This window comes from Pantoea sp. AS-PWVM4, assembly GCF_000468095.1.
GTDB lineage: Bacteria > Pseudomonadota > Gammaproteobacteria > Enterobacterales > Enterobacteriaceae > Pantoea > Pantoea phytobeneficialis.
On record NZ_ASZC01000018.1, the window covers coordinates 60,188 to 73,617 of the forward strand.

Annotated in this window: 9 protein-coding genes; 8 read left to right on the forward strand and 1 reads right to left on the reverse strand. The window is 46.1% G+C overall.

The window, feature by feature from the left end:
- Nucleotides 1–26: 26 nt before the first annotated feature.
- Together L579_RS16700 and L579_RS16705 are read left to right on the forward strand one after the other, a co-directional pair.
- Nucleotides 27–5,720, forward strand: coding sequence for a hypothetical protein (locus L579_RS16700; protein ID WP_152521900.1), 5,694 nt, complete (start codon nt 27–29; stop codon nt 5,718–5,720).
- A gap of 274 nt (nt 5,721–5,994) precedes the next feature.
- Nucleotides 5,995–7,002 (forward strand): alpha/beta hydrolase, encoded by a 1,008-nt coding sequence (locus L579_RS16705; RefSeq protein WP_021185363.1) that lies wholly within the window; start codon nt 5,995–5,997, stop codon nt 7,000–7,002.
- Nucleotides 7,003–7,031: 29 nt separating this feature from the next.
- Here the strand turns inward: L579_RS16705 and L579_RS23980 are convergent, their stop codons facing one another.
- Nucleotides 7,032–7,388 carry a hypothetical protein gene (locus L579_RS23980; RefSeq protein ID WP_161628645.1) on the reverse strand — a complete coding sequence of 119 codons (357 nt, stop codon included), beginning with the start codon at nt 7,386–7,388 and terminating at the stop codon, nt 7,032–7,034.
- 426 nt (nt 7,389–7,814) lie between these two features.
- Between L579_RS23980 and L579_RS16710 the strand changes: the two genes are divergently transcribed.
- From L579_RS16710 to L579_RS16735, 6 genes are all read left to right on the forward strand, one after another.
- Complete coding sequence (locus L579_RS16710; protein ID WP_200864676.1) at nt 7,815–8,528, forward strand: EAL domain-containing protein; 714 nt, start codon at nt 7,815–7,817, stop codon at nt 8,526–8,528.
- A 240-nt stretch (nt 8,529–8,768) separates the two neighbouring features.
- Complete coding sequence (gene yjbE / locus L579_RS16715) at nt 8,769–9,044, forward strand: exopolysaccharide production protein YjbE (RefSeq protein ID WP_021185365.1); 276 nt, start codon at nt 8,769–8,771, stop codon at nt 9,042–9,044.
- A gap of 125 nt (nt 9,045–9,169) precedes the next feature.
- The gene (locus L579_RS16720; RefSeq protein WP_235056601.1) at nt 9,170–9,583 is read left to right on the forward strand and encodes a helix-turn-helix domain-containing protein; all 414 of its coding nucleotides are present in this window, start codon (nt 9,170–9,172) and stop codon (nt 9,581–9,583) included.
- A gap of 98 nt (nt 9,584–9,681) precedes the next feature.
- Nucleotides 9,682–10,818 carry a polysaccharide export protein gene (locus L579_RS16725; protein WP_036627133.1) on the forward strand — a complete coding sequence of 379 codons (1,137 nt, stop codon included), beginning with the start codon at nt 9,682–9,684 and terminating at the stop codon, nt 10,816–10,818.
- A 5-nt stretch (nt 10,819–10,823) separates the two neighbouring features.
- Nucleotides 10,824–11,255: an arsenate reductase/protein-tyrosine-phosphatase family protein gene (locus L579_RS16730; protein ID WP_036627046.1), complete on the forward strand. Its 432-nt coding sequence runs from the start codon at nt 10,824–10,826 to the stop codon at nt 11,253–11,255.
- Nucleotides 11,256–11,271: 16 nt separating this feature from the next.
- On the forward strand, nt 11,272–13,419 hold the full coding sequence (locus L579_RS16735) for a polysaccharide biosynthesis tyrosine autokinase (protein WP_021185367.1): 2,148 nt from the start codon (nt 11,272–11,274) through the stop codon (nt 13,417–13,419).
- The last annotated feature ends 11 nt before the right edge of the window (nt 13,420–13,430 follow it).

A 13,430-nucleotide genomic window follows, 5' to 3' on the forward strand; every position in this document is an offset into this window, starting at 1 on the left:
AAAGCCCGACACATTAATGGGCTGTGTTGCCAGCCTCTGCGCAAGAACAATCTGTAGCAGCAGAGGCTACTCAATCTTCATTTTTTTCTCATGTTGTTCAGGCCAGTGTTAAAAACCACCAGGCTACGCTTGAAGTCGATTATTTTCATGGAAGAAAAATGATGACTCATATTCCCGTCTGTTCCACGCCGTCTGTTCCATCCACTACCCCGGTTCTGAATGCCTTATGTCATTTGAATGGCATAGGTGACAAATTTTTGTCAGTGAAATCCTCACTTATCAAACCCTTATCGCAAACATTAAGTCGGGTCACCAGCCTGACTGCCAACAAGTTGGCTGCCAGGTTACCCGCAGTGGCCACCGTCCTCAACGCCTGGGCGGGGAAAGAACTCCTCTCCCGTCGGCAGGTGGCGCTGTGGCAGGAATATTTAAGAAACCCGAACCTGCCAATCGATGCCGCCCTCAAAAACTATCTCGAACCCTGTTTTGCGCTGCTTGCTCGTTATTTGCTGGAACAGCCGGTGATGAAATTGCTGGGTGGCAGGACCCATCATGTCGCGGAATTTCTCCATCTGGAAAAAGCCAATAGCCTCCTCGACACCATGCCCAACCGTCAACGACTGGCGCAGCTCTATATCGACGCTAAACCCGGGTCGCAGACCCTGGAAAGCGAGATCCAGCACACTTTATTGTTAATGATTGGCATCTTCGGGAGTGCGGGGAGTGAGGTTAAGCCCCGACAACTCAATATCGAGATATTCAATGCGCTGTATCAGGAACTGTTCGCTGGCGAGGCATTGAGGTGGGAAAAAAACACGGCCCACCCGGCCGAAGTCCAAAAATGGAGCGAGGCCGAGATGGAGGTGAAAGTGCAGGCCTTTCTCACCACTAAGTATGCCGAGCAATTTTCGGCGCAGTATGTGAGCAGCGAAATGCTGGTGCAGTTGAGCGGGGTGCCTGCACGAATCCAAAGCGAGCTGCTGTCGATGCTCTGGCCCGCTGATGCTGAACCGACTAACACGGTGCTCGCGCAGCTGGATAACTTGCCACCCCCACCGGGTATTCATATTCCTTTTGCCGGGACGCTGCGCACCCTGTCACCGGCATATCAAAACATCGTACTGGGAAAAAATTCCACGCTGGTGCTGGCGATACCGGTGTGCCCGGCGAATAGGTTTATGAATACGACCACAGAAGGCAGCGGCATTTCTCTGGGCGGAGTGGGGAGCGCCACTGAAGACAACATGAAGTTGTTTCTCAGTAATATCAATGCCGCATCTACTCAGGTTTATTTCAGGAGCCGCCATCCTGCCACCGGGTTTAACGCAAAATTGCGTCCGAGCCCCTTGCCCCTGCTGACGTATCAACCTGAAAAGACTGACGCGCCTTCCTCCTCGCTGACAGATGCAGCCTGCCCGGTGACTACGGTGGAGATAATCGATCCGCCAGAACCACCTTTTCTGTTACTACCGTCCGGTGTCGCGGGAGCCTTGCAACACTTTGATCAATGGTTTTCGCAGATGCTTAACCCGACAGGTGTTGCCGGTCAGCATCTTGATGAGGCAGACGCAGTGCACACGCGTCTGGCACGTCATGCCATCGTCGACAGTCGACCAAAGGCGGTTCCGGTTAATGATGTGCAATATGATCGTCTGTCGGAAATCCCGCTGATAGCAACGGCCGCTGCTCCGGTGCAGGTCGATGTTAAAACGGCGTCGCACGCCTGTAACCTGTGGCAAATGATACTCAGCCATAAGCCTGCGGATGAAAGGGAAAACGGATTTGCGCGTTATGCGGCGTTAATAACCGAAGATCCCTCACAACGTGAGATTGGACAAGATGCCCGCTTCCAGGACACCACACCACGAACACCGCTTAACCGTCTGAAGATCTTATTGCTGTCATTACAGACGCTCATCACCCGCCCGGACGAAGATAGCCCATTCGTGTTGGATGAGAAGGAATTCGCCTATTTACAGAATGACCAGCGCAGCGGTTGGTCTGGCGGGTTAGCGATCATGAGCGATGGCGAACCGCGCGCCCGATTGAGGTTGTTGGGCAAAATGATCTTGCCGGTGATTGAGGTTGTTCTGAAAGCCATTGACCCGGCGACCCACTTTGCGGGCTTCGCTTCCATCAACAGCAACATCATTGCGGGCCTGACTGAAGCCGCGATCCCGACCATCACGATTAAAGAATTCGCCCGTCTGACCGCCGAGAAGACAGCAGCATTTTGCGAAGCGCTGGGGCAACAGTTCGCACAGTTGACTTCACTGGACCTCGCCCGTATTCGTCTGTTGTTGGATGAGCAATGCAAAGACGCTTTTCCTGTGACCGAATTTGCGGCGCACCCGAAATTACAGGATGAAACCTGTTTTAGCGAGTTGGGGTTATCGGCGCCACTGGCCGCTCCGGTGGTGGCAGATCATAAACGCAGTGCCATTCCATTACAGGCCATCAGGCAGATTGCGCTGTTTATGTTGCTCAATCAAAAAACCGGGACGCTGATTAACCAACTTGGGCAGACCACGTATGTCAGTCCTGGAGTGAAAAAAAAGCTGACCGAATGGTGGGAGGAGGAAACCCAAACATTTGCGGATGTACTGGATTTTGTCCGGGCCCGGCGTGCACTGGATAAAATACTTCTCCATCCGCACGGCATCACGCCTTTGCAACTGGCCGAGGCGAAAACCGATGTTCAAACCACGCTCAGAACATTTTACCGACATACCTTTCTGGATCTGCCACGGGAGATGCGGCACGCGCTGAAACAAAATTACCCCCAGCCGTTGCCGGTGACATTTATTCAGGTGTCGCGACCGGAAGATTCGTCGTTGGTGAAGCCCTGTCTCGGAATTATTATTCAACACAATGCTAAAGCGTACATGGTGACACCGCTACCGAAAATCGGCGATGCCACCCGGCATACCTGGTTTGACGTGACAGAACATCAGAGTGGATCCGGATTTCGCACCGAAGAACAGAAACAGGCGTTAATGAATATTCTGTTCAGAACGGGCGATGCGTCAGCGCGTCATCAACTGACGTTGACCACCTCGCTATTGCGTTTTGCACCCGCAGATAGCGAATTGTGGGCAGCGAATCTGGCGGAAATTGTGGTGAAGAAGATGGAACAACTGTCCAATCCATCTTCTGCCGCCAGCTTGCCCCCGACCACTTCAACCACGGCATCGGCTGAGTCCCTGGTTCAGAGCGCCTGGAGTACGACGTTGTCATTACTTTTTCACTCCCCATTGGGTGAGTGCCTGAGTTTTGTCGATAACCTGTTCGGTCTTGGCTTGCAACAGGAGCCAGCCGAACAAAGCGGATTAGTGAAGCTGGGATCGCTGGTGGTCTGCGTGGAACAGGCGATGCCAGAAGGAGAGGCGTGGACTGTTGCCGATACGCTGGTTGAGAACGGGGTACAACAAGCCTTTCGCCAGGCGAAGCGCTACCAGGCTAAGTATCGGATTACGACTGAGGCACCACAGGAGGATACGGCGTTCATAAAATGGCTGGAATATGAAATGAAGGAATTCATGGATTCCTTCCCTGAGCTGGAGGATTTATACGCTCATCGGGATCTCAAGCCCTGGCTGGCGCCGCAGATGCAACCCTCCTGGTCGTCCTTATCAAAAGCGGATTATTTGCCTGAGCCAACCAGTCTGGAAAAACTAAATGAGCTGGCGGGTTACGCACACTATTTATCCGATGAAGAAGGAAAAGAGTATATCTTTCATCCCTACGGCGACTCCTGGCTGAAATTTGAAGTGGCGAGCACCTCCCTGTCGCAAACCGGTGAAGTGAGATACCACATTCCGGCAGGTGCGCCCGCCGACCGCATGGTAACTGTGATTAAAGACGCAAAGGGGAATTTGCAGGTGGTGGCTGACAATCTGATTAGATTGTTGCCGTCTGACGCCAGCAATAAGCATAACGACTGCGAGTTAAGCGTACCGCAAGGGATCTCAGTAGAAGAGATGTTGATATCAACCTTCAATGATAATCGCCTGGTAATAAAAATAAAGACGAGTGAGGGGGAAACATTATACAGAATGCTCTGTGCCAGTGGCGCGTTTATCCCCTTTGAACCGCAAATATTCGCTAATATCCCTTATCGCATGGGGCGAGGCATTGAAAATGACCCCAGTACTAACGAAAGTCCGATATTTCGTGGTCGTTATGCGTTGAGCCGAATTTACGATACGGTACGTAGGCATGCCATACTGGAATTATATAATCTACGTAAGAAATTAGTGTCACTGAGAACGGTGAAGGAGTTGGAGGTAGATATTATCTGCCTGGCCAATCAGGTGCATAAACTACCGGCACATCTGGCAATGCTGAAACATGCCGATTCACTGCCGGAAAGTGATATCACATTGCATGGTTTTCTCGAGCTGAGCCAAATGGTAGAAGAGATAGCCCGTGGTGTGCTGACCTCAATCAGCCCTGAATTGTCCCCAGACCAGGCATCCTATAAGGAGTTTTTACGCAAAATTAAGGATGCAGGCAGAGGGATTAACAATATCATCAAAGTCTTCGGTCTTCCGGGTAGCGATCATGCCCTCACGCAGCATGACATTGATAGTTATGCCACAATGGCAAAAAAATTGGTGAATTTCGCCAGTGTGTTCAAATCAGAAATGACCTCGTCCGAAGTGGCAAACGCCGCATTCAGAGCGAGGCAACTGGCCTACATTGATGATTATGGCGATCAGATTTTTAAAGCGGATGATATCACCGAAGTCTTTCTGGCAACGATTTCTGTCCCTGAGGAGTTAAGAGGGATCAGATATGTGGGTACTGGCTCAACGGTATGGAATAAGTTCCCGTGGATGAGAAAGGAACTGGAGCAGATAGATAATGAAGACCGGTTGAATATGGATAAAATTAGCGCGGCCATAAGCCAGAATGCTAATTTTATTGCACAGAGCTTGAAAAAAATCTTCCATGTTACGGAAAGTGAGACGCTGGACGTCGCGTTGTTTGAGAAATTATTGCATCAATATCGGATAACGCTGGAGTCAGATACTGAATATCGAATCAAGGTATTTAAAGATGCAATAGGCTACAACCCCAAAACAAAGCAGTATGCGTTGATTAAAATGAAAACCATGCCGGAAAGAGAGTTGTTTTCCTGGAACGGACTCAATGGTTTTGCGACGGGGCATAAAAAAAGAGATGAAATTGCCGTATCCTGCGCCAACCAGGGACATAAAAAATCTCTTGCCACCACGGTCAGGCATGAGGACGGGCATAACATCATCAGGAAATTCGTCCCCCATGCGAAAAAAATTATTGGCGAGCCCTATCTGGACTGGCCTGACCGGCAAAGATCGTTGGTACGTAGCGAACAACGAGAATTACTCCATAAGCTGATGTCTGCGCCTGCGGTGTTTCGGGCTTATATCCAGGACCTGGAGGAGTTTACCCGGACTTATTTTCACGCCTGCGTCTATTCATCCAATGCAGAAATCGCCCGTCTCGCGAGTGAAATACGCGATAGTTGGGCCTATCCAGTGACGGAGAGTAACCAGCAGAAGATCGATCGGATTATCGATATCCTGGCGACCGATCCGAAACTGAAAATCGAACCGGCTCTGCCATTTCCGGACTTTTTCAATGCGATGGTTCAACAGCTGGTGGAAAGCGTACCGAAAGAGGTTGCCGATAGGGTTGAAGCCGAATGGGATCCGACTGACTGGCGCAAACGTTAATGAGGGCATTTTTGGCTGCTGGACTATAACGTCTGATGGCGCACAGGCAAGACCCTGTTAACCAGGGTCTTTTGTGGCACGTACTTAACAATTTGTGCCGTAGTTTAATCATATTTTTCAATGGAGTAGACAAAATCCGGTGAATTGCACGCCGTTGATTGCTTGCTATTAAGTAGTGCGCTATGTAAATTGAACCCGAAGCCAACAACGAGCGCACGGATTCATTCATTTAAGTAGCGCACTATTTAATAGCGAAATATAAAAGGGGATCACCATGAAAATTAAACAATCATTATTAGCCATTGCATTAGGTGCTGTATCTGTATCAAGCATGGCGGGAGAGCCACAACCAGAACGTCATGTGCAGGCTTTCCTGAATGCCCTCAACAGCAGCGGCGGCAAACCTATTGAACAGCTCTCACCTCATGATGCGCGTCAGGTGCTGATTGGCGCCCAGAAGGGAGCTGTACTGCCGGCCGCAGACGTGACTGAAAAAACCATCGAAGTTAACGGACAACCGCTGAAGTTAAATATCGTCAAACCGAAAGGGGCAAAAGGTACGCTGCCGGTATTTATGTTCTTCCACGGCGGTGGCTGGGTGTTAGGTGACTTCCCAACCCATGAGCGCCTGGTACGTGACCTGGTGGTGGAATCAGGAGCAGCGGCAGTTTTTGTTAATTACACCCCATCACCGGAAGCGCATTTCCCGGTGGCGATCAATCAGGCCTATGCTGCCACGCGTTGGGTTGCGGAACATGGCCAGGAAATAGGCGTTGACGGTAAACGCCTGGCGCTGGTGGGGAACAGTGTAGGGGGGAATATGGTGGCCGCTGTCGCGTTGCAGGCAAAACAGCAACATACCCCGGCGATTCGTTATGACGTGATGTTATGGCCGGTTACAGATGCGCACTTCGATACCGCTTCTTATAACCAGTTCGAGAATGGCTACTTTCTCACACGGAATATGATGAAGTGGTTCTGGGATGCCTACACCACCAAAGAGAGCGATCGTAACAACATTCTGGCATCTCCGCTGCGTGCCACCCGCGAGCAGTTACAGGGACTGCCGCCGACATTGATTCAGACTGCTGAGTTGGATGTGCTGCGTGATGAGGGTGAAGCGTTTGGTCGTAAACTGGATGAGGCCGGGGTGGATGTGACCGTCACACGCTATAACGGTTTGATCCACGACTATGGTCTGCTGAATCCACTGAGTAACGTGCCGGCGGTGAAAACAGCGCTGCGTCAGGCGGCGGAAGAGTTGAAAACCCACCTGAAATAATCTCAAAGGCCAGATTAATCACCTGGCCTTCACCTTTTTACAACCCCGTAACGCCCTCCCGACAGCCAGATACCCGACAAAAAGTACGACTTTTCCGGTAATGAGAGACGGACAACTGTTCTATAGGAAAAGATGATATTGAATGGACAATCCAACGAAGAAGCACAGTTATCCACCTGTTTTTTGCCAATTGATGTGATGACGTTCAGTGAAGAATAACCGTTGATACTCACCTGCCCAGCAGACCGGGTAACATTTTGCAAAAATGCGTAAGTTAAGTTGTGCTTAATGATTAATTTTAAAGGTGTTGTTGTTGCTAATTTAACCAGTGCTGGTTTTCGCCTTCCAGCCCAGGCTGGGCCTGGATTAGTGCCATTCATCAGCATTGATAATGCAGGAAACACAAACTTAATAGTTCAGTAACGTAACTAATTTGTCAGTTTTCAAATGCTAATCAATCAGTTAAGGGCGGTAAAGGCAGCACAAACAGTAAATTCTGCTACAATTCATTAACATGTTTAGCGGAGTGAGTCTTAAGAATTAAGCGATTGTAGGCTAACCGCTAATATCCAACTGTATTTTATCAAAAATTTGTTCCCGCCTGGCTTATGTGACTGATGTATAGAGCATAATGCCACCAAACGCCTACCTCTTCCTGATTATTCGGGACAATATTCTATTCATTCGATTTAGGAAAGGATCGATCGATCAAAGGTTATTTTTTGATAGGTAAAAACATAGATAAAACCGATCGTAAAGTGTTTATTGATTGGTATTAGTGATCATAGAATGAGAATCATCTGATGTGTGTTATGGAAAACATTCTCATGAATCTCAGCGAAGTCTTAACAGGTAAAGTTATCAGTGGTATTGAAGCGGAACCGATAGTAGACAGAGCAGGGAATGTTCTGGCGGTAAAGATACGTACAGACAGCGCCGCACCAGGGTGGTTTTTCAGGCAGGTTGGGAAACCCGCTAAGGCACAGAAAAAAAAACTGTTGAAGGATCAACTCACGCTTATCGACCTAAAAACAGCATATTTTCAAAATAATAATATTTTATGCTCCATCACTATTGATTTTGATATGGCCGCGCTCCTGATACAGGATGAGGAGATTGCTGAGTTAGCCAAATCAAAACCCTTTTTACGTTTAGAGATTTCAGAAGGTTTTCCAAATCTTTCCGATGGGAGAAGCAACCGGGTCTTGCAGGCATTAGCCGAAGAGTACCGCTTGTGGTTGGGAGATTTAGGTTCAGGCGAATCCAGCCTGAGAGCATTGCAGGAAAATCTCTATGACGCCGTAAAGATTGATAATGATTTTTTTAAGATCTACAGCAAGTCAGGCATCTGGCCGGTCATTATCAAGAACATAATGCGATATTGTAAGTTTATCATCATCGAAGGTGTGGAAAGCACAGAGCAATGCCACGCCATCGAAACGGATATTAAAGCGGTACAGGGTGGATGTTTTAAAAGTGTACGGCTTGAACAAATCGAAAGTTTAAATAAGAAATTCATATTATAACTTTGAATTTTTAATATACGTCTTTTACACAGCAAAATGGCGGCATTGTCCTGCCCATTATTTTTTTTGCCAGCGTCGCAAAGGCGTCGCTGCGCCTGTTGTATTGATTATTTATTTTTTTCAGGCTATTGGCGCCAGTAAGCTAAGGGCGGTAGCGTGCCTGAAACGTCAGGAATGAGTGAGTAATAAAAGTGGTAAAAAACATCATTCATTATCGCTAACAACCAAAAAGGTAACATTATGAAAATCACAGCAATGAGTACTTTGTTATTAACCGGTTTGCTGAGTTTGAGTGTAAACGCAGCAGAAGAAACGACAACGCAACAAACAGCCGCCGCACAAAATGTGGGTGCGCCAGCAGGTGAAAGCGCAACCAGTTATGCAGCCGGAACCAGCGTGGTTGTGGGTGTCTCTGCGGTTTCCGCGCTGGCCGCGCTTGCTTTAGCGACGCAGACTAACGATGGCAGTAGCACCGGAACCACCACCACCACCACGACCAGCACCACGGGCAGATAGTTCTAACCAGACAGCGGAGGGCATCGCAAAGGTGTCAGAGAGATATGAGGATAATATCTGATGATTACTATTTGAGTCTGGGTTTGCGGGAAGCATTAAAAGTCCACGAAATTGGACTACAGGACATGACTATTTCGTTAAGTTCTGACCTGAAAACCATCAGACTTTATAAAGACATAAGTGTTTATTCTAATGAGAAGTTTTTTGTCGGTAATTGCCTGACAACCTTTGTGATGAGTTACCAGTTAGATGATGGGCTAACGCCTTTACATCACAAGCTGTATCGACTCATCGCTGAAAGAAAAACCATGTACCTGACTCCACGAGAAATCGATGTTTTGAAGGATTTATTAGACGGACAAAATATACTCGAAATCTCAAGGAACAGCGGGCTTAGCCCAAAAACAATCAGTGCTCAAAAAAATTCAGGTTTAAAGAAACTGAAGGTCAGTAACTTACATATGTTGCACCGAGACATTTCATCATTCAGAAATCTGTTTTATGGAAAACAACGCAGCCACGCAGGGATGGGTTTCTAAGGGTGAGTGAATGACGTTTCCCTTTACTATGCCTCTTTAGCAAATTGATAAAGAGGCCTTATTTTCTTGCATTTAATAGGATGATAGTTCAACTCATGATGATGAAATTGCCTTTTAGACTATCCGCGATTGCGGTGTCTGCTTTTTTTCTTTCCGCGTGCACCATCATTCCAGGGCAACATTTATCGACCAGTGATAAAGATGTCGTGGAGCAGATGGATTCGAATACGGACATTAGCAAGTACGTTACTGTTTATCCGTTAACACCAAAATTGATTGATTCGCTGCAACCCCAAAAGGTGATGTCCAGCGCCAACCCACAGCTGGAAGATGAAATCAAAAACTACCAGTACCGAATCGGCATTGGTGACGTATTGATGGTGACGGTATGGGATCACCCGGAACTGACCACACCTGCCGGCCAGTATCGCAGCGCCAGTGACACCGGCAACTGGGTGAACACCGATGGCACCATTTTTTATCCTTATATTGGCAAGGTGAAAGTCGCCGGACGCACTATCGAGGAAGTCCGCAACGAGATCACTGAGCGACTTAAAACCTATATTGAAAGTCCGCAGGTTGATGTGAGTGTCGCTGCATTCCGCTCGCAAAAAGCGTATGTGACAGGGGAGGTGATACATTCAGGCCAACAGCCGATCAGCAACATTCCACTGACGGTGATGGATGCGATCAATGCGGCAGGCGGATTAGCCCCGGACGCAGACTGGCGCAATGTAGTGTTGACGCATAACGGAAAAGACAGCCTGATCTCTCTTCAGGCATTGATGCAGCAAGGGGATTTACGCCAAAACCACCTGTTGACCCCCGGTGATATTTTGTTTGTACCTCGCAACGACGACCTGAAAGTGTTTGTGATGGGTGAAGTTAACAAACAATCTACGCTGAAAATGGACCGCAGTGGGATGACTCTTGCGGAAGCACTGGGTAATGCCGATGGGGTCTCACAGGAAATGGCGGATGCATCAGGTATCTTCGTGATTCGTCCCCTGAGAAACAAAGATGCAAACGGTAAGATGGCTAATATTTACCAGCTGAACGCAAAAGACGCAGCAGCCATGGTAATGAGCACCGCCTTCAAGTTGCAGCCCTATGACATTGTCTATGTTACTACCGCTCCGATCGTGCGTTGGAACCGTGTTATCTCCCAGTTGGTACCAACCATTGGTGGAGTGTATGACATGGTAGATGCCGCTCATTATATCCGCGAATGGTAATCAATATGTTTGACTCAATTCTGGTGGTTTGTACCGGAAATATATGCCGGTCACCAATGGCCGAATATTTTTTTAAAAAAAAACTTACTGACTTTACAGTTGCATCTGCAGGAGTGAAGGCTGTTGTAGACGAAGCAGCAGATAAGATGGCAATTGAAGTTTCGTTTAAAAACGGTATCGATCTTAGCGGACACGTTGGACGTCAATTAACCACAAGAATTGCTAAAGAATACGACATTTTGTTAGTCATGGAACAAAAGCATATCGAATTGATCAGTGAAATGGCGCCAGAGTTAAGAGGCAAGACTATGCTTCTGGGGCATTGGCTTGATAAAAAAGAGATACCAGACCCATATGGTAAAAGCGAGGCCGCCTTTGACCATGTTTTCAGGCTTATTGAAAAATCATGCGTAAGCTGGATTGAAAAACTTATTTAACGAATCGAGAAATTTTATGATTAACCGGACTGAAGGTAGAATAACCAACGCTATTACTGATGAAATAGATATTGGTAAAATCGCAGGTGAAATATTAGATAGAAAAAAACTAATCATATCAGTTACAGCAATTTTTGCAGTTATTTCAGTTGTTTATGCATTATTCGCGAGTCCCGTATATCAGGCCGATGCATTGATACAGGTAGAACAAAAACAGGGTAACGAAATTCTGGATACGTTGAATCAGGTTCTGCCCACGGGTACTCAACCCTCCGCTCCAGAGATTACATTGCTCCAGTCGAGAATGGTTCTTGGAAAGACGGTTGAAGACCTCAATCTGGAAATAAATGTCAAGCAAGATTACTTCCCAGTTTTTGGTAGTGGTTGGGCAAGAATGACTGGACAGAAAAAAGGCAAACTTGATATAACAAGATTATATCTTTCGCAGGTTGATGGGAAGGATATTGATGCTGACATAGAAGTTTTAAACAGAAATGAATATAAAATAACTGTAAATGATGTGGATTATAAGGGGCGTGTTGGTGAGCTTCTGAATAATAAAGCGGTTACCATTATGGTTAACAATATTGACGCTGACCCTGGGACTAGCTTTACTGTAAGTACTGTTGGTTTTCTCAAGGCAATAAATAATATTAAAAAGTTTTACAATGTTGATGATGAGGGTAAAGACACCGGGATGTTAATTCTCACATTAACCGGTGAGGATAATAATAAAATAAAAAGCATTTTAGATAGCATCAGTAACAACTATCTTGAACAAAATGTTGAGAGGCAAGCTGCTCAGGATGAGAAAAGCCTGGAATTTTTAAAAGTTCAATTGCCCAAGGTTCGGGATGATTTGGATAAGGCCGAAGATAGGTTAAATGATTACAGAAGGCAAAAAGATTCTGTTGACTTATCAATGGAAGCACAGACTGTACTGAACCAAATCGTGAATGTTGATAATCAGATCAATGAGTTAACATTTCGCGAAGCTGAAATTTCTCAACTATACACAAAAGACCATCCTACTTATAAAGCATTGTTAGAAAAAAAGAGGACATTGTCGCAGGAAAAAAACAAACTTAATGAAGCCGTAAATGGAATGCCATCAACTCAACAGGAAATTATTAGATTGAGTAGAGATGTTGATTCCGGAAGAGCTGTGTACATGCAACTATTAAACAGACAGCAGGAATTAAGTATTTCAAAGTCGAGCGCTATTGGAAACGTCAGAATTATCGACCCAGCAGTGACTGAGCCTGAACCCGTCAAGCCGAAAAAAATACTCGTGGTGTTAATTGGGACACTTCTGGGTGGTTTCCTGACCGTGATTTATATTTTAATAAAAATCTTAATCAGGAAAGGAATTGAAAAGCCGGATGATTTAGAGGTTCTCGGCATAAATGTTTATGCAAACATCCCATTCTCAGAATGGCAGGACAAAAATAGTCAGAAATTACTGAAAAGAAAAAGAAATGAAAAAAATCAAAATGAAATTCTTTCAATTGAGAACCCAGCGGATCTCGCTATAGAAGCCCTGCGCAGTCTTAGAACAAGTCTTCATTTTGCAATGATGGAGGCTAAGAACAACGTTGTAATGATCTCAGGGGCCAGTCCCGAAAGTGGGAAATCATTTATCAGTAGTAATCTTGCAGTAATTGTCTCTGAAATAAAGAAACGCGTATTACTGATAGATGCAGATATGAGAAAAGGTAAATCTCATATCGTTTTAAATAAAGTTAATGATAAAGGATTATCAGAGTATCTCTCCGGAAAATCATCAATTAATGAAATACTAAAAAGTAAAACGGATAGTCTGACTTTTATATCAAGAGGTGCTGTACCACCAAATCCATCTGAGCTATTAATGCACCATCGTTTACAAGAGTTGCTGGCATGGGCTTCAGAGAACTATGACCTGGTCATTGTTGATACACCTCCAATCTTAGCAGTAACGGATGCAGCAATAATTGGACAATATGTCGGCACTAATTTGTTAGTTGCAAGGTATGAAACAAATACTGCTAAAGAAATTGAGTTCAGTAAAAGAAGATTTGAGGACAGCGGAATTATAGTCAAAGGTGCCATTCTTAACGCAGTTAAGAAAAGTACTAATTCTTATTATAGCTATGGTTATAGCTACGACTCGGATAAGAAATAATTTAAGGGTTA